This window comes from Streptomyces sp. x-80, assembly GCF_046549095.1.
In the GTDB taxonomy this organism is placed as follows: Bacteria; Actinomycetota; Actinomycetes; order Streptomycetales; family Streptomycetaceae; genus Streptomyces; species Streptomyces celluloflavus.
In genome coordinates this window covers 141782-159385 of record NZ_JAJPWM010000002.1, presented here as the reverse complement: position 1 = coordinate 159385, position 17604 = coordinate 141782, and the positions used below count along the sequence as shown (strand labels likewise).

Here is a 17604-nt window from a genome sequence, read left to right as displayed (position 1 = left end):
GCCGTCCGCCGTGCCACACCCGCCTACAGCGCCGCGAACGCCGCCCCCAGCAGCACCGCACCGAAAAACCCCATCGCCCACGCCGTACGCCGCAGCCGCATGCCCCCCGCCACCACCAGCGCCGCCAGCAGCAACGACCCGGCGAACGGCACCCACGCGTGCAGCACCCCGGCCGCCCCCGTCCGCACCGCACGCTCGGTACCCGGCTTGACCGTCACCTCGACCGGCTTGCCCCGGTCCGGCACCGCGGCCTGCACGATCGACACCTTCGCCCGCCGCTCACCGGTCCCGCCGGCCGGTACGTACGGGCCCGTGCACCGGTCGTCATGGCACGCCGCCACCGTCATCGTGCCGTGCTCGCGCCCCTTCACGAGCATCGCGTACTGCGCCGTACGCCACGACGTCCACACCCCGGCGGTCAGCAGCAGCAGCGCCAGCGCACCCATCAGCCCGGTCCGGACGACAAGCAGCGCCCCATAGGCGCTCTCACCGGCTCTCCGGGCACGACTGCGTTTCACCGAAGGGGAATGCGTACGGCTTCTGGACATGGCGGCGATCCTTGGCCATCCGGCGGCACCCGGTCAACCTCCGGCCGACTATTCGTCAGGCCCTGGCACGCACTGTCCATTTCACGTGTTGTACGTGCTCTGCGCCCGTTCCAAACCGTCTGCCACCAATGCCTCCACCGCATCCGCCGCACGGTCCACGAAGTAATCCAGCTCCTTGCGCTCCACCGACGAGAAATCCTTCAGCACGAAATCCGCCACCGGCATACGGCCCGGCGGCCGCCCGATCCCGAACCGTACCCGGTGATAGTCCGCGCCCAATGACTTCGTGATGGACTTCAGGCCGTTGTGGCCGTTGTCACCGCCGCCCAGTTTCAGCCGCAGCGCACCGAAATCGATGTCCAGCTCATCGTGCACCGCAATGATGTTGGCCAGCGGAACCTTGTAGAAATCCCGCAGCGCCGTCGTCGGACCACCCGACAGATTCATGAACGACAACGGCTTCGCCACCACCACCCGGCGACTCCCGGGACCCGGCGCACCGATGCGGCCCTCCACCACCTGCGCCCGCGCCTTGTGCGCCTTGAACCGGCCGCCCATCCGCTCCGCCAGCAAATCCGCCACCATGAAACCCACATTGTGGCGATTCGCCGCGTACTCCGGGCCCGGATTGCCCAGCCCCACCACGAGCCAGGGGTCTGTGTCCGTCATCTCTGTATCTCCCACATCCACCTGGCACCTGCGCCAGTCCCGAAACAGAACAACCGCTTGCGAAACAACCGCTCACGAAACAAGCGGCCGCGGTACGGCCAATTGCCGGACAACCGGCTGCGATACGACCCATGGCAATACCACAGCCCGCGTACCGCCGACCACCACACAGCCGGCCACCGCACCGCCGGCCGCAGCGCAACTCCCCATGAAACAGCCCAACCGCCACCCCGCACCCAAAAGGCGCGCGGCAGCGGTTGGAAAGCGCTCTGAGTGAGTGCGGATCAGGCGGAAGCGGCCTCGTCGCCCGCACCCGCGGACTCCTCGGCCGACGCCTCGGCCTGCGCCGCGACGACCTGGAGCACGACGATGTCGTCCTCGACGGCCAGCGTCGAACCGGCCGGCAGCTTGATGTCCTTCGCCTGCACGGTGTCGCCGGTGTTCAGACCCTCGACGGAGACGGTGACCGACTCCGGGATGTGGGTCGCCTCGGCCTCGACCGGCAGGGTGTTGAGCAGGTGCTCCAGCAGACCCGAACCCGGCGCCAGGTCGCCCTCGGTCAGGATCGGGATCTCGACGGTGACCTTCTCGCCCTTGCGCACGGCCAGGAAGTCGACGTGGACCAGGAAGCCGCGGATGGCCTCGCGCTGCACGGCCTTCGGGATGACCAGCGCGTCCTTGCCGTCCACCTCAAGGCGGATCAGCACGTTCGGGGTCTTCAGGGCCATCATCAGCGCGTGGCTGTCCACGGCGATGTGCTGCGGCTCGGCACCGTGGCCGTACACCACACCCGGAACCTTGTTCTCGCGACGCGTACGGCGGGCCGCGCCCTTACCGAAGTCGGTACGGACCTCAGCGGCGATCTTGACCTCAGCCATGGCTGCACTCCTCGTATCTCAGGAAACTGCTGACCGTTACCCGGCCCACGACAGACCTGCTACGAAGAGCGCGTCGATTACGGACCAGCCACACAGAAAAGTGCGGCCTCCCTCGCCGAGCAACCCTGTGAGTCTACCCGGCGGGAAGGCCGCCCCAAAGTCGATCTACAAACCGGCGGAAACCACGGCCCGCGGGCCCCGGTTCACCGCCCGGTCACTGCTCCTCGAAGAGGCTCGTCACCGAACCGTCCTCGAAGACCTCACGGATCGCCCGCGCCACCGTCGGCGCCATCGACAGCACCGTGATCTTGTCCAGCTCCAGCTCGCTCGGCGTCGGCAGCGTGTTCGTGAACACGAACTCGCTCACCTTCGAGTTCTTCAGCCGGTCCGCCGCGGGACCCGACAGCACACCGTGCGTCGCCGTCACGATCACATCCGAGGCGCCGTTCGCGAACAGCGCGTCGGCCGCCGCACAGATCGTGCCGCCGGTGTCGATCATGTCGTCGACCAGGACGCACACCCGGTCCTTCACCTCACCGACGACCTCGTGGACCGTGACCTGGTTCGCCACGTCCTTGTCGCGCCGCTTGTGCACGATCGCCAGCGGCGCGCCCAGCCGGTCGCACCAGCGGTCCGCCACCCGCACCCGGCCCGCGTCCGGCGACACGACCGTCAGCTTGTCCCGGTCCACCTTCGCGCCGACGTAATCCGCCAGCACCGGCAGCGCGAACAAATGGTCCACCGGACCGTCGAAGAAGCCCATGATCTGATCCGTGTGCAGATCGACCGTGACAATACGGTCCGCACCCGCCGTCTTCATCAGATCCGCGATCAGCCGCGCCGAAATCGGCTCACGGCCACGGTGCTTCTTGTCCTGGCGGGCATAGCCGTAGAACGGCACGACCACGGTGATGCTCCGGGCCGAAGCCCGCTTCAGCGCATCAATCATGATCAGCTGTTCCATGATCCACTTATTGATCGGAGCCGTGTGGCTCTGAATCAAAAAGCAGTCCGCGCCACGCGCCGACTCCTGATAGCGGACATAGATCTCACCGTTGGCGAAGTCGAACGCCTTCGTCGGGACCAGGCCGACACCCAGCTGATGCGCGACCTCCTCGGCCAGCTCGGGGTGGGCGCGGCCGGAGAAGAGCATCATCTTCTTCTCGCCGGTCGTCTTGATCCCGGTCACAGCAAATCTCCTCGAATCCTGTGTGCGTGCGCTCATCACGGTACGCCCCGTACGGCGCACCCGTTGCACGGTCACCGCTCGCCTTCGGACTCCTGGCCAGCGGCCGAAGCGGCCTGTGCGGCGGCGCTTCCGGGCCGCTTCCGCGCGACCCAACCCTCGATATTCCGCTGCTGGCCACGCGCGACCGCCAGCGAACCCGGGGGCACATCCTTGGTGATGACCGAGCCGGCCGCGGTGTAAGCGCCGTCCCCGATCGTGACAGGAGCCACAAACATGTTGTCCGAACCGGTCCGGCAATGCGACCCGACCGTGGTGTGGTGTTTGGCTTCACCGTCGTAATTCACAAAAACACTCGCGGCGCCGATATTGGTGTACTCACCGATCGTCGCATCGCCGACATAGGAGAGATGCGGCACCTTCGTGCCCTCGCCCACCGTGGCGTTCTTCATCTCCACATACGCCCCGGCCTTCGACTTCGGACCGAGATCCGTACCCGGACGCAGATACGCGTACGGACCCACCGTCGCGCCCGCGCCGATGAGCGCACCGTCCGCGACGGTGAACGACACCACCGCGCCCGCCCCGACCGCCGTGTCCGTCAGCCGGGAGTGCGGGCCCACCTCGGCGCCCGACGCCAGCCGCGTCGTCCCCATCAGCTGGGTGCCCGGGTGCACCACCGAGTCCGGCTCGAAGCCCACGGTCACGTCCACCCAGGTCGTGGCCGGATCGACGACCGTCACCCCGGCCAGCATCGCCGCGTGCAGCAGCCGCTCGTTGAGCAGCCGGCGCGCCTCGGCGAGCTGTACCCGGTTGTTGATCCCGAGGATCTCGCGGTGATCACCGGCGACCGCGGCCCCGACCCGATGGCCGGCCTCCCGCAGAATCCCCAGCACATCCGTGAGGTACTCCTCGCCCTGGCTGTTGTCCGTACGCACCTTGCCCAGCGCGTCGGTCAGCAGCTGCGCGTCGAACGCGAACACCCCGGAGTTGATCTCCCGGATCGCCCGCTGGGCCTCGCTCGCGTCCTTGTGCTCGACGATGGCGGTGACCGCGCCGCTCGCCGCGTCCCGGACGATCCGGCCGTAACCGGTGGAGTCCGGCACCTCGGCCGACAGGACGGTGACGGCGTTCCCGTCGGCGGCGTGCGTCTCGCTCAGCATCCGGAGCGTCTCGCCGGTCAGCAGCGGGGTGTCACCGCAGACGACGACGACCGTGCCGGCCAGCGTGACGCCCTGGCCGCTCAGCTCCTCCAGGCCCATGCGTACGGCGTGGCCGGTGCCGTTCTGCTCGTGCTGCACCGCGGTGCGTACGGCCGGGTCGGTGCCGACGAGATGCGCCTGTACCTGTTCACGGGCGTGGCCGACGACCACGACGAGGTGCTCGGGGTCCAGCTCGCGGGAGGCGGCTACGACATGTCCGACGAGGGACCGGCCACAGATCGCGTGCAGGACCTTGGGGGTCGCCGACTTCATGCGGGTGCCCTCACCCGCTGCGAGAACGACGACGGCTGCCGGGCGGTTGGCGCTCACGGGGATGCCCTTCGGCTTCTTGGCTACTTCGGGTGGTGGTCAACCGAAGGATACCGGTGCGTATTGCGGCCGAAACGCGGGCGGGTCCCGACCTGGCGGCGGGGACCCGGATGTGGCTTTGCTCCCCCGCCAGGACTCGAACCTGGAATAACTCATCCAAAGTGAGCAGTGTTGCCTATTACACCACGGGGGATAGCAAGCCAGTCTAAAACGGACAAGCCGTTAGGTGGGCTGCTCAGCCACCAACACTATGCCGTACCACCAGCCCTCGATGCGACGGTATAGGTCTGCACTTTGCAGGACGCGGATCACGAAGCAGCCGCGGTATCCCTCTCCCACGTTCTTGCGGACTGTCTTGGGGTTGTGCTTTTTCAAGGTCGTCTTGCCGAGCGTGGCGACATCCACGCCGACCAGGTCTGCCCAGTAGTGTTCGGCGGCCGCCACGTCGGCGGACTCGTGAATCATCACGCGGAACCGCAGGCGTTCCGGCCCGACGTCCAGCAGCCGCAGCCACGCCATGTAGACCTCGACCATGCTGGGGTCGCTGTTGATGAACGTGACGCTCTCGTTCAGCCGGTACGGCTTGCTCTTGCTGCCCTCCGACCAGTAGAGGCCGACCCCGATCAGGAAGAGCTCCCGGTCGGTGATCTCTCCGATCTCGTCGGCCGCGGTCCGCTTCGTCCGCTGCCGTTCCTCTTCGCGGCGCCGGAGCGTCGCTTCCCAGCCGCGCCTGGCGATGGCGGAGGCTTCTTCGCGGGTGCGGGGCGGGGGCTTCGGCAGGTCGCGTACCCACAAGGAGATCGAACTCTTCGAGCAGCCCAGTTCCAGTTGGATCCGGTCGTAGGTCATCCCTTGCCGGCGCAGTTCGCGGGCCTTCTCGCGGAGGTCGTCCTTGGCGTTGGGGTGGTGGGTGCGGGCGGGAGCCGGTTCGCCGTCGAGGAGGCGGTTGAGGAGGTCGTTGTTGTGGAGGTGGAGGCGGTCGCGGATCTGGCGGCGGCTGAGGCCGGCGCGGCGTAAGGCCACGGCCTGGTGGCGCAGGGACGCGTAGTCCGGATGTGTGTGAGGCATGCGAACAGGCTGGCGGGTAAGTGTGTGCGGAATTGGCGAAAGTGTGGGCGAATCAACAGTTCGAGGGATATCCGCTGGTAGGGGTGTGTAACGGGGCTGAGGTGTGCTCGGGCAGGTGTCGGGGGAACAGGCGTGGCCGCCCTTAGGCTGGGCGGTATGACTGCAACGGGGGCAAGTGAAGGAGCACGCGTGCGAGGCGCGCCCACGGCGGGGCCGTGGTGGTGGGCCCGGCGGCGAAGTGCCGTACTGGACGTGTTCCTCGCCGTCGTCTCGGGGCTGGAGTGTGCGCTGGAGGGCGAGCGTTTCGCCGCCAACGCGCAGCTGCCGGAGGCCCTGGGGCTGCTGCTGGGGCTGGTCGTGGGGGCGGTGCTGCTGGTGCGCCGGCGGTGGCCGGTCGTGGTGGTGCTGGTCGCGATCGCGGTGCTGCCGGCGGAGATGGGTGCACTGCTGGGCATGGTGGGGCTGTACACGCTCGCCGCGTCGGACGTGCCGCGCCGGATCATCGCGCTGCTGACCGGGATGACGATAGTGGGCGGGATGCTCACCGCCTTCTTCGCCATGCGCCAGGACGTGGTGTCGGAGCCCGCGTTCCATCCGCCGGCGTGGTTCCTGCCGGTGATGACGATGGCGGTGTGTCTCGTGATGACGGCGCCGCCGGTGTTGTGGGGTCTGTATGTCGGGGCCCGGCGGCGGCTGGTGGAGAGCCTGCGGGAGCGGGCGGACGGTCTGGAGCGCGAGCTGTCGCTGCTGGCGGACCGGGCCGAGGAGCGGGCGGAGTGGGCCCGTAACGAGGAGCGGACGCGGATCGCGCGGGAGATGCACGATGTGGTCGCGCACCGGGTGAGCCTGATGGTGGTGCACTCGGCGGCGTTGCAGGCGATCGCGTTGAAGGATCCGGAGAAGGCGTCGAAGAACGCGGCGCTCGTCGGTGACATGGGACGGCAGGCGCTGACGGAGCTGCGGGAGATGCTGGGGGTGCTGCGGACCGCCGAGGGTTCGGCGGTGCGGCGCGCCCCGGCGTCGGACGCGCCCCAGCGGTTGGCGGCGGTGGCGGCGCAGGCCAAGGCGAAGACGCCGGCGGCGGCGCCGGGCGGTCCGGCCGCCGGGGTGCCGGTGTCCGCCGAGCCGGACGGCGAAGGGCCGTGTCTGGCGGAGCTGGCGGAGTTGGTGGGGCAGTCCCGGGCGGCCGGGATGACGGTCGAGCTGTCGGTGGAGGGCTCGTCCGGGGGCGACATCGACGGGACCGGGCCCGACTACGGGCCGGGGGTGGAGCAGACGGTCTTCCGGGTGGTGCAGGAAGCGCTGACGAATGTGCACAAGCACGCGCCGGGTGCGCGGGCGCGGGTGCGGCTGGCGCACCGGGCCGGCGAGGTGGCGGTCCAGGTGGAGAACGGTCCGTCGGCGCGCGGCGCGACGGATGCGGGACTGCCCAGCGGGGGCAACGGTCTGGTGGGGATGCGGGAGCGGGTGACGGCGCTGGGCGGCGCCTTCGTCTCGGGCCCCACGGACGAGGGCGGCTTCCGCGTCTCGGCGGTCGTACCGGCGGTGGCGCCCGCCCCCGCCACCGGCTGAACCGGCTCCCGGCCTGCGGACCGGCACCCACCGCCGGCTCTCTTCGGGCCCGCCGGAGGCGGTGCCGTGCCGTGGCCGACGGGGTGCGGTCAGCCGCTCGACGCGCTGAGCCGGCTGGGCCGCGTACCGAGTACCAGCGTCCCGAGGGCCTGGTCGATGTCGGCGCCGAGGTACCAGTCGCCGGTGTGGTCGAGGCTGTAGACGCGGCCTTCGGTGTCGATGGCGAGGACGGCCTGGCCGAAGGCGGTGCCGTCGGCTGTGGTGAGTTCTTCCTGGCCGAGCGGGGCGACCCCGGTGCCCAGGGCGCGGCCGAGGTCGCCGAGGGTGCGGGCGAGGTGGAGGCCGTGCAGGGGGTCGATGGCGAACGGGGTGGGGGCGATATGCCGGCCGGGCCCCGGTCCGGTGAGGTGGAGTCCGCCGAATTCGGCCCAGGCTTCGACGGCGGCGGGGAAGACCGTGTGGCGGTGGCCCGCGGGTGAGGCGTGGGCGCGCAGGGTGTCGGCCCAGTGCTCGGCCTGTTTTATGTCCCGGCGGCCGGGCTGCCAGCCGGCTTCCTTGAGGGCGATGTCGACGGCGGCGGGGAAGCGGGTGGACCCGGCGCGGTCGTGGGTGGGTGTCGGCGCGGACGCGTGGGGCATGGCGGGGGTCAGCTTCCTGTGGGCGTGCTGCCGATGGGCATGACGCCGAAGTAGGCGAGGAGCGCGTCACAGGAGCGGCAGGGCGGGGCGTAGCTGCCGTGCCGGGGGTCGCCGTCCTCGCGGATATGACGTGCGGTGATCTTGGAGTGCTTGAGGGAGCGGCGGGCCTCCCCGTTGGTGAGGGGTTTGCGGGAGGCGCGTTTGCCGCGGTTCGCCTCGACGGAGGCGAGGTGGCGGGAGAGCAGGACGGCTTCGGGGCAGCGCCCGGTGAAACGTTCGCGCTGTGCGGTGGTGAGGGTGTCGAGGAAGTCCTGGACGAGGTGGTGCAGGGCGGGGGGCTGCTCGGCCTTGCTCGCGGTGCAGGTGAGGGTGTGGCCGCGGACGGAGAGGGCGGCGCCGACGGTGGGGAGGATGCCGTCGCGGCGGTGCCGGAGCGCGGGCGCGCGATCGCTGTCGGCGGTGCCGCTCCAGCCGATGCGGGGGTCGCCGGTGGCGGTGTGGTCGTGTGCGGTGGTGCTCATTGACGTGCTTTCCCTCCCTGCAATCCCCCGGTTGCGGGGTCAGCCTGCCAAATGTGCCGGGTGTTGTGGAAGTCGGGCGTGCTGTCGGAGATGTCACTGATGTGTGACGGTCCGTCGGACGGGGCGCGCCAGGGCTGATCGGAGGGGTGGCGAACGGGGGTTCGCGGCCGGCGATAAGGGGACGAACGGGGCGTGGCGGCGGCGGGCCCGTAGGCCGTGGGCAGGGCTTGACTAGGGCCGCCGCGAACGGGATGTCCGGAAATCGACGCCGACGGACCGCGGAGGGCGGGGCGTACGGCCCGCGCGGGCGAAGGGGACTGATGTGCGGCGGCGGGTCCGGCCGCGGGGAGTTGACGCGTGCGGAGACGGAGCGGCGGGGTGCGCGTACGGGGCGGCGGGCGGTATTGCGGCACCGCTTAGGCTGTCCGCAGTAGCCGGATCCAGCATGGGGGCAACCGCGATGACGACAGGTCGGCAAGGGCTGGGCGCGCCTCCCGGCCCTCGGGCCGGGGCAATCACCGCACCGCCGAACACGGCGTACGCCGGGCAGGTCGTGCACTTTCCGGACCCGGTCCGCGCCGCCCGGTATCCCGCGGGTGTGCGGATGGACGAGAACGGTCATCCGCGTTTCTCGCCGTACGCGCGGGCCGCGGTGGAGATCGCCGAACCCCCGGCGGGATTCGGCGTCGACGAGCTGCGGTTGACGGACTACGTGTCCGCGAACGCCGCGCTGCACGCGCAGGGCCACGAGCTGTGGGTGGACGTTCCGTCGGTGGCGACGCCGCACGGCTGGACCTGGCATCACGTCGCGGGCACCCGGCGGCTGGAACTGGTGCCCGCCGAGGTGAAGGCGCTGCTGCGGCATCACAGTGGGCTGGCGACGACCGCCGTGGCGCACGACAAGCGCGGCACCCGGCCGTTGCAGGAGACCCGGCCGGTGCACTTCGGGCTGCCGCACCGGGACCTGTCGGTGAGCGAGGAGCAGGTGGCGCAGGCCGAGGAGTCGCTGGGCTACCGGCTGCCCGGCGCGTACCGCGCGTTCCTGAAGGCGGCGGGCGGGTGCGCCCCGGTGGGTGCGGCGCTGGACGCGGAGTTGGGGCTGCTGCTCGACCAGCCGTTCTTCACGGTGCGCGATGACGCCGCGCTGAACGACCTGGTCTATGTGAACAAGTGCCTGCGGGACCACTTCACCAAGGACTACCTGGGCGTGGCGTTCGTACAGGGCGGGGTGCTCGCGGTGAAGGTGCGCGGCGCGGAGACCGGCTCGGTGTGGTTCTGCCCGTACGACGACGCGCGCGACCGGGACGGCTGGACGGTGCAGGAGCGGGTCGAGCGGCTGCTGTTGCCCTGCGGCGCGGACTTCGACGACTTCCTCCAGCGGCTGGCGGGCAATCCGCCGGAGCTGGAGACCGTGGCGAACCTGATGGTGGACGGTGGCTTCGCGTACGCCGTCCCGGCGGAGGGGTGAGCGCGATGGTGACATTCGCGCAGGCGCAGGAGCGCGCGGAGCAGTGGGTCAACGGCGATGTCCCGGCGACGTTCCACCGCGAGGTGCGGGTGCGGGAGTTCGACCTGGGCTTCGTGGTCTGGGCGGAGGACCGGGAGGACGGCCCGCGCGCCGACGGGGGCCGCAGCCGGCTGGTGATCGCACGGGACAGCGGCGAGACGACGCTGTGGCCCGGACTGCCGGTGGGCGAGGTGATCCGCCGGTACGAGGAGGAGTACGGCGCGGTGCCGGACGGCGGCCACGGCGCGGCGGAGCCGCCGCAGCGGATCGATCTGGAGGCCACGTCGTTCCTGCTGACGCCGCCGGAGTGGTTGCAGGAGGTGGCGGACGCGATCGGCATACCGGACCGGCCGGGGGAGGGGGCCGCGGCCCCGGCTCCCGCGCCCGCGGCTGCCGCGCGGGATGCCGGACCGGCGGGTACGACGCCGTGGGCCGCGGCGGACACCACCGGGGAAGCGGGGGACGAGGACCGGTCGGTGGGGCTGCCCGCCACGGTCTTCGCGCCGCCGCTCGACGGTCTCGACGGTGCGGACGGCAGCACGCCGCAGGCGCTGCCGGAGGCGCGGACGGAGCTGTTGCGTGACGGCAGTCAGCCGCCGCGTACGAAGGCGCCCGCGGCGCAGGAGACGGGTGCGCCCGCGCCGGAGGTGCCGGGTACCGGTGGGCCCGGCGGGCGGCCGGGGCCCGGTGCGCCGGTCGCGCCGCCGATGCCGGCCGCGCCGCCCGGTGCGCGGGGGCTGGCGGATCTGCCGCCGCCGTCCGGTCCGCCGGTCCTCGATGTGCCGCCGCCCGAGGGGGTGGCGCGGCCGGCGGGCGCCGGTACGCCGGGTGGTCCGGGCGCCGGTCCCGGCCCCGGTCCGGGGATGCCGCCGCCGCCCGGTGGGGGTGTGCACGCCGCGGCGGCGATGATGGCCGACGGTCCGGCGCTGCCCGGAAACGCCGGCGGACCGCCTCCTCCTGGCCTGCCCGGTCCGCCCGGTGGCCCGGGTGTGCCTGGTGCTCCCGGTCCGGCCACGGCGGGCCCCGGTGGTTCCGGTGCGGTGGCCGGTGGCTACGTACCGACGCAGCTGGTCTCGCAGGTGGACGCGGCGGACCTGGACCTCAGCGCGGTGGACGGGTCCGGTGCGGCAAGTGCGCCGGGTGCGGGGCCCGTTGAGGGGGATGCCGGGGGGTCCGGTAGTCCCGAGGGGCCGGGAGGTCCCGGCGGTTCCGATGGCTCCCATGGTCCTCGTGGTGCTCATGACGCCGACGGCGTCGACAACGTCAGCGGCGCCAGTGGTGTCGGAGGCGTCAGCGGCGTCGGCGGTGTCAGCGGTGTCAGCGGTTCTCCTGCTTCCCACGGGGCCGATGCGGCCGGTGCCGGTGCCGGTGGCCTCGGTGGCCTGGATGGTGCTCCTGGTGCGGGCGGTGGTGCCCCCGTCGGCGGGGTGCACGCCGCCGCGACGATGTTCGCCGACGGCGCCTCGCTGCCGGGCAATGGGGCGGGCCCCGGTGGTGCCGGGGCCGACGCGGGGCCGGGGGTACCCCCGCCGCCCGCGCCCCCTGGTGCGCCCAAGCCTCCCGGGGTGCCCGGGGTACCACCCGACGCGGCCGTGGGCGGCCGTGGCTCCGGCGGTCAGGCCGGTCCGCCCCCGCCGCCGTCCGCCCCGCCCGCCCCGGAGGGCGCCCCCGGCGGCGGAGTGCATGCCGCGGCGACGATGCTCGCCGGTGGTGCGGCCGTAGCCGGTGGCCCTGACGGTCCCGGTGTGCCGGGGCCGCCCGGACCCGGTATGCCGCCGTCCGGCGGCCCCGCCGGTCCGCCCCCGGGTGCCCCGACAGGTCCCCCCGGTCCGTCCGGTCCTGTGCCGGGTCCGCCCGGCGCGCCGGGTCCGAGCGGCCCCGGTGGCCCGGGTGCGTACGGCTATCCGCAGGCGCCCGGCGGCCCGCCGACCGTCGGCCCCGGCTATATGGCGGTGCTGAGCTATCGCGCGCCGGACGGTTCGGAGCAGAAGATCGTGCGCCGCTCGGCACCCGGCACCCCGCACCCGGAGTGGCAGCTGCTGCACGAGCTGCGCGGGATGAACATTCCGCCGCAGCAGGTGCTGGAGCTCCACACCGAGCTGGAGTGCTGCGATCTGCCGGGTGGTTACTGTGCCCGGATGATCCGTGAGACCTGGCCGCAGGTGCGGATCAGCCACACCGCCGCGTACGGCGGGGACCATGCCGCACGGCAGCAGGGCGTCCGCCGTCTCGTCGCGCACCAGGGGGAGTTGCACCAGGTCGCGGACGGTCCGGCGCGCCCGGCGCCGGTACGGGTGCCGCTGCCGCACCCGTCCCAGGTGCCGCCGGTGCCACCGGTGCCGCCCCAGGCCCTCGGGCAGGAGCTGGAGCAGGCGTTCGGGCCGCAGGGGATCTTCCGCTTCGATCAGCGGGCGGTCTCCCGGCAGGGCGTACCGGACGTGGTCGCGCAGACGCTGGTGTGGTCCGGGCTGCCGGTCGACTTCGGGCCGTTCTTCTGGGCGCAGGCGCAGCCGGGCCGTCCGGTGCCGACGCTGGCGGAACTGGCGGCGGAGCGCAGGGTGCAGCCGGCGCCGGACGCGGGCTCGTATCTGGTGATGGGCAACGACTTCGGCCGTCAGCTGTGTGTGCAGTACGGGACCGCGAACATCGTGGCGGTGCCGCTGGAGGCGGATGCCTCGAACGGCGGCCGGACGGCGGCGCCGCAGTTCGTGAACACCGGGTTGCCGGAGTTCGTGCGCTGTCTGGCGATGCTGGGGCGGATGTGGCGGCTGCGGTACGGGCTGACGCCCGAGCAGGCGGGCCGCTGGACCGTCGACTTCCAGGCGCAGCTGGTCGCCCTGGACCCGCCCGCGCTCGGCTCGCCGGAGACGTGGTGGTCGGTGCTGCTGGAACAGATGTGGGACGGGTTGCTGTAACCCGGCCCCCGCCCATCGGCCGGCCGGGCGCGCGTACCGGCCGGTCTGAGCGGGCGGTCCGGTCGGGCCGCCCGCGGATCCGGCCCGACCGGCCGGTTCGGAAGACGGGCCGCACCGGTTACGGGTGGTCGCGGCCGGCTGCCGGTTGCCACGGCGGACCGTCCGTGCCGGTGCGCCGGTGTTCGAGCTGCGGGACGGGGCGGGCGCCCCGACGATGCGTATATGGGCCAGCCGCCGTCAGCACCGTCGTCGCCGCAGCAGCCGCCCCCGTCGCCGCAGCAGCCGTCGACGGTCCGGCGCCGCGCCGGGTGGCTGCCCTGGCGGCGCTCGGCGGCGCGGGCGGTGCACGGGCCGGGCGGGGCCCCCGGCCGGCGTCGGTGGAGAGGGCGGCCGGAGCGGCTGTGGCGGGCAGCGTGGACATGGTGGAAGCGGATTCTGCTGGCGCTGCTGGTCCTCGTGGTGCTGGCGGTGGCGGGTGGCGCCACGTTGTTCGTATGGGCGGGGAAGCAGGTGCGGCATGTGGCCGCGCTGGCGGACTACGCCGGGCGGCCGACCGCGGGCAAGGGGACGAACTGGCTGCTCATCGGCTCGGACAGCCGCGGCCGGCTGACCCCTGAGCAGCGCAGGGAGCTGCACGTCGGCAATGACGTGGTGCAGAACACCGACACGATCATGGTGCTGCACTCCGGTGAGCACGGCCCCTATCTGGTCAGCCTGCCCCGCGACAGCTACGTATCGGTGCCGGGCCACGGCCGGCAGAAGGTGAACGCGGCGTTCGCCGAGGGCGGCCCGAAGCTGCTGACCCGGACGGTGGAGCAGGCCACCGGGCTGCGCATCGACCGCTATGCCGAGGTGAGTTTTCTGGGGTTCGTGCAGGTCGTGGACGCGGTGGGCGGGGTGCGGCTGTGTCCGGGGACACCGCTGAGGGACGCGCGGTCGGGGGCGGACTTCCGGGCCGGCTGCCAGCGGATGGACGGTACGCAGGCGCTGGCGTACGTACGGGCCCGTTACGCGGACCCGAAGGGTGACCTCGGACGGGTGAAACGTCAGCGGCAGCTGCTCAGCGCGGTCGCGGACGAGACGCTCGCCCCGGGAGTGTGTCTCGACCCCTTCCGGCTGCGGACGGTGCTGACCGCCGCGCTGTCGGCGCTGACCGTGGACGACCGGTCGGGGATGGCGGCGCTGACGGGCATGGGATGGTCGATGAAGGAGATCGCCGGGGGCGGTGGGACGGCGACCACCGTTCCGGTCGCGACCCCCGGTGTGATGGCCGGCGGAGCGGGGGAGGTGCTGCTGTGGGACGAACAGGGAGCGAAGCGGCTGTTCGACGCCTTGCGCAACGATGATCCAATTCCGACTTCCGGCAACAATTGACGCATCCTGGTGGGATGAGAGGGGCGGAGTGCCGCGATAGGGCCACTTCGGACCGATCGAGCAAGATGTGTGCGGAACTGTGCGGGACCGCGCGGCTGCGGTGCGCGGCGGAGAGGGGCTTGAGGGATGAGTGCATCGGTTTCGCCTCACGGGTTCGAGACCGTACGAGGGCGTGGCTACCGGCCGGACGATGTGGACCGCCGGGTGGAGGGACTCTCCATAGACCGCGACTCGTGCTGGGAGCGGGCCGCGCGGCTCACCGTCCTCGCCAACGAGATGGACGCGGAGCTGACGGAGCTGCGGGCGTATCTGGCACAGCTGCCGCCGCAGACGTATGAGTCCCTGGGGCAGCAGGCGCGGCTGATCCTGACGACGGCGGAGTCCGAGGCGGCCCGGCTGCGGGCCGAGGCCGAGGAGGCGGCCGAGCAGGCGCGCGACGAGGCCGCGGCCTATGCCGACCAGGTCCGGGACGCGGCGGACAAGGCGGCCCAGCAGCAGCGCGGTGCGGCAGAGGAGTACGGGCGGCGGACCGTCGACGAGGCGCGCACCGAGGGCGCCGGGCAGCTGGCCGCCGCGGCCGGGGACGCCGAGGAGTGGCGCGATGCGGCGGACGCGGCGTTCCAGGAGGTGCGCCGGCGCACCACGCAGCTGGTGCAGGAGCAGGAGAAGCAGCAGGCCGAGGAGTGGGATGCGGCCGGCCGCGAACTGGCGGGCCAGGAGGCGGCCCTGGAGCAGCGGATCGCGGAGCTGGAGGCGCACAGCGAGGCGAAGCTCGCCGAGCGGCAGCGGGCCCTCGCCGAGGCCGAGGAGGCCGCCCGGCACCACCAGGAGGAGGCGGAGGACAGCGGGGCGGAGGTGCTGGCGCAGGCCAGGGTCGCGGTGGAGCGCATCGAGCGGGCCACCGAGCGGGTGCTGCGCGAGCACGACGAGGAGCGCGACGAGCTACGGGCCCATATGGCGTACGTGCGCAACACCCTGGCCGCGCTCACCGGCAAGGCTCCGGTGGCGGAGGAGGACGGGGAGAAGAAGGCGGCCCGTGAGGGCGACGGGCGCGGGAGCGGTACGGCGGACGGCACGGCGAGCGGTGGACCGGACTCCGCACCGGTCGCCGCTCCCGTTGACCGGCGGGCTCCCGTGGACCCCGACAAGGAGGAGACCCTGGAGACGAAGCTGCCCCGGGTGCAGGGCTGATCCGAGGCCGTGCGGCCGCACGGCCGTGGGGTCTCGTGGCCGTACGGCCGTAGCGGCTGTCAGTGGTGTGGGGCGGCCGGTGCGGCAGCCCCGTCACTTCTCCGCCGGGCCGGGGGCCGCCGCCTCCGCCCCGGCTTCCGTTGTTTCTGCTGCTTTCGGTGTTTCCGGTGTTTCCGTTTCCGGCGCCGTACGGGCGTCCGCGTGGACCGGGAAGCGCCGTGGGGCGAGCAGCAGGAGGAGGAGCAGGGAGAGGGCGGCGGCCGCGGCGGCGCCGAGGTAGACGTGGCCGACGGTGGTGGCGACGGCGCGGCGCAGATAGTCGGCGGTGTGCGCGGTGAGGGTGCCCGCGTGTTCCAGGGCGTGCGAGACGGCGTCGAGGTCGCCGGGCAGCCCGGGGCGGATGTCCGAAGGGGCGTGCGCCAGACGGTCGTTGAGAGTGGAGTTGGCGACGGCGCCGAAGAGGGCCGCGCCGATGGACTGGCCGACCTGGCGGCAGAAGAGGATCGAGGCGGTGGCGGTGCCGCGCTCCGCGTAGCCGACGGAGGACTGGACGCCGATGATCAGCGGCAGCTGGAAGAGCCCGAGGGCCGCGCCGAGCGCCAGCATGATCAGGGCGGGCTGCCAGGCGGCGCCCGGGTAGGGGAGCAGGGGGAAGGCGAGCAGGATCAGGGTGGCCGCGCCGACGCCGAGGAGGGCGCAGTTGCGGATGCCGATGCGGTTGTAGACGTGGTTGCTCAGGGCGGCCGAGATGGGCCAGCTCAGGGTCATCACGGAGAGCACGAACCCGGCCGCGATCGGGCCGAGGCCCAGCACCGACTGGGCGTAGGTGGGCAGGAAGACGGTCGGGGCGACCATCATCAGGCCCAGGGCGCCGAGGGAGAGGTTGACGGCCGAGATGGTGCGGCGGCGCCAGACCCAGCCGGGGATGATCGGTTCCGCGGCGCGCCGTTCGATCAGCACGGTGGCCGCCGCGCACACCGCGCTGCCGGCGAAGAACAGCAGGGACGGCGCGGAGAACCAGGGCCAGGCGACACCGCCCTGGACGAGGGCGGTCAGCAGCAGACCGCCGCAGGCGAAGATGGCGAGCGCGCCGGGCCAGTCGATGCGGGGCCGGGGCGGCCGGGCGGCCGCCGGGCTCCGGGGGTCCGCGGCGCCGCGCCGTCTGCCGTCCTCGAAGAAGTGCCGGACGACCAGCCAGAGGGCGAGCGCGCCCACTGGCAGATTGACCAGGAAGATCCAGCGCCAGTCGGCGTACGTGGCGATCAGACCGCCCAGGGCGGGCCCGGCGACCGACGCGGTGGCCCAGACGGTGGAGAGCTTGGCCTGGATCTTGGGGCGTTCCGCCATCGGGTAGAGGTCGGCGGCGACGGTCTGGACGGTGCCCTGGAGCGCGCCGCCGCCCAGCCCCTGAAGCACCCGGAAGGCGATGAGCGAGGCCATGTTCCAGGCGCCCGCACAGGCCAGTGAGCCGACGAGGAAGAGCACGATGCCGGTGATCAGGATGGGTTTGCGGCCGAAGGTGTCGGAGAGCTTGCCGTAGACGGGCAGTGTGACGGTGACGGCGAGCAGATAGCCGGAGAAGAGCCAGGAGAAGACGGCGAAGCCGCCGAGGTCGCCGACGATCTGCGGGATGGCGGTCGCGATGATCGTGGAGTCGAGGGCGGCCAGCGCCATCCCGAGCATCAGGGCGGCGACGACGGGTCCACGGCCACGGGCGGGGGGCGCCCCGGCGCCGGTGCCCGGTGCGGCGGTGCCCGGTGTGCGGGCGCTGGGTGCGGTGGCTCTCGTCGTGGTGGCTTGTCGAGGTGCGGCCGGTCCGGGTGGGTTGGTTATTCGTGGTCCGTCCGAGTCCGCACAACCGGAGGTGCCGCTCACCTGAGTTCCTTTCGCTATGCACGTAGTTCGGGCCTCAGGGTCTCACCCGCACGTGCCGCGGCGGGAGGGGGCGAGGCGCTCCGCCGTGCGGGCGCGGGCGGCGAAGTGCCCCTGGAATCCGTCCGGTTGC

The 17604-nt window shown here is 72.3% G+C and carries 14 protein-coding genes and 1 tRNA gene; 5 read left to right on the top strand and 10 right to left on the bottom strand.

Annotated elements, in window-relative coordinates:
- Nucleotides 1-23: 23 nt before the first annotated feature.
- The 7 genes from ACLJWH_RS03350 to ACLJWH_RS03320 all read right to left on the bottom strand — a co-directional run bounded on the left by ACLJWH_RS03350 (nt 24) and on the right by ACLJWH_RS03320 (nt 5881).
- Complete coding sequence (locus ACLJWH_RS03350) at nt 24-548, bottom strand: hypothetical protein (RefSeq protein WP_411140020.1); 525 nt, start codon at nt 546-548, stop codon at nt 24-26.
- Nucleotides 549-629: 81 nt separating this feature from the next.
- Nucleotides 630-1217, bottom strand: coding sequence for an aminoacyl-tRNA hydrolase (gene pth / locus ACLJWH_RS03345; protein WP_411140019.1), 588 nt, complete (start codon nt 1215-1217; stop codon nt 630-632).
- A 284-nt stretch (nt 1218-1501) separates the two neighbouring features.
- Nucleotides 1502-2095 carry a 50S ribosomal protein L25/general stress protein Ctc gene (locus ACLJWH_RS03340; RefSeq protein WP_411140018.1) on the bottom strand — a complete coding sequence of 198 codons (594 nt, stop codon included), beginning with the start codon at nt 2093-2095 and terminating at the stop codon, nt 1502-1504.
- A gap of 214 nt (nt 2096-2309) precedes the next feature.
- Complete coding sequence (locus ACLJWH_RS03335) at nt 2310-3284, bottom strand: ribose-phosphate diphosphokinase (protein WP_411140017.1); 975 nt, start codon at nt 3282-3284, stop codon at nt 2310-2312.
- A gap of 71 nt (nt 3285-3355) precedes the next feature.
- Nucleotides 3356-4813 (bottom strand): bifunctional UDP-N-acetylglucosamine diphosphorylase/glucosamine-1-phosphate N-acetyltransferase GlmU, encoded by a 1458-nt coding sequence (gene glmU / locus ACLJWH_RS03330; protein WP_411140016.1) that lies wholly within the window; start codon nt 4811-4813, stop codon nt 3356-3358.
- A 121-nt stretch (nt 4814-4934) separates the two neighbouring features.
- Nucleotides 4935-5006: transfer RNA gene (locus ACLJWH_RS03325), tRNA-Gln, on the bottom strand.
- 29 nt (nt 5007-5035) lie between these two features.
- Nucleotides 5036-5881: a hypothetical protein gene (locus ACLJWH_RS03320; RefSeq protein ID WP_411140015.1), complete on the bottom strand. Its 846-nt coding sequence runs from the start codon at nt 5879-5881 to the stop codon at nt 5036-5038.
- A 156-nt stretch (nt 5882-6037) separates the two neighbouring features.
- On the opposite strand from ACLJWH_RS03320, the gene ACLJWH_RS03315 reads away from it, so the two are divergent.
- Nucleotides 6038-7453: a sensor histidine kinase gene (locus ACLJWH_RS03315; protein ID WP_411140014.1), complete on the top strand. Its 1416-nt coding sequence runs from the start codon at nt 6038-6040 to the stop codon at nt 7451-7453.
- Between the two features lie 89 nt (nt 7454-7542).
- Here ACLJWH_RS03315 and ACLJWH_RS03310 read toward each other — a convergent pair whose 3' ends face one another.
- Together ACLJWH_RS03310 and ACLJWH_RS03305 are read right to left on the bottom strand one after the other, a co-directional pair.
- Complete coding sequence (locus tag ACLJWH_RS03310; protein ID WP_411140013.1) at nt 7543-8091, bottom strand: SUKH-3 domain-containing protein; 549 nt, start codon at nt 8089-8091, stop codon at nt 7543-7545.
- 8 nt (nt 8092-8099) lie between these two features.
- Nucleotides 8100-8612: a YwqJ-related putative deaminase gene (locus tag ACLJWH_RS03305; RefSeq protein ID WP_411140012.1), complete on the bottom strand. Its 513-nt coding sequence runs from the start codon at nt 8610-8612 to the stop codon at nt 8100-8102.
- Between the two features lie 460 nt (nt 8613-9072).
- Here ACLJWH_RS03305 and ACLJWH_RS03300 point away from each other — a divergent pair, with 460 nt between their 5' ends.
- The 4 genes from ACLJWH_RS03300 to ACLJWH_RS03285 all read left to right on the top strand — a co-directional run bounded on the left by ACLJWH_RS03300 (nt 9073) and on the right by ACLJWH_RS03285 (nt 15599).
- Entirely contained in the window at nt 9073-10080 is a 1008-nt protein-coding gene (locus tag ACLJWH_RS03300; protein WP_411140011.1) for an SMI1/KNR4 family protein, read from the top strand.
- A 5-nt stretch (nt 10081-10085) separates the two neighbouring features.
- Entirely contained in the window at nt 10086-13034 is a 2949-nt protein-coding gene (locus ACLJWH_RS03295) for an SUKH-4 family immunity protein (RefSeq protein ID WP_411140010.1), read from the top strand.
- A gap of 438 nt (nt 13035-13472) precedes the next feature.
- Nucleotides 13473-14408 (top strand): LCP family protein, encoded by a 936-nt coding sequence (locus tag ACLJWH_RS03290; RefSeq protein ID WP_411140414.1) that lies wholly within the window; start codon nt 13473-13475, stop codon nt 14406-14408.
- 126 nt (nt 14409-14534) lie between these two features.
- A complete protein-coding gene (locus ACLJWH_RS03285) occupies nt 14535-15599 on the top strand; it encodes a cellulose-binding protein (protein WP_411140009.1) in 1065 nt (354 codons plus the stop codon).
- Nucleotides 15600-15692: 93 nt separating this feature from the next.
- Here ACLJWH_RS03285 and ACLJWH_RS03280 read toward each other — a convergent pair whose 3' ends face one another.
- Nucleotides 15693-17474 (bottom strand): MFS transporter, encoded by a 1782-nt coding sequence (locus ACLJWH_RS03280; RefSeq protein WP_411140008.1) that lies wholly within the window; start codon nt 17472-17474, stop codon nt 15693-15695.
- Nucleotides 17475-17604: the final 130 nt, after the last annotated feature.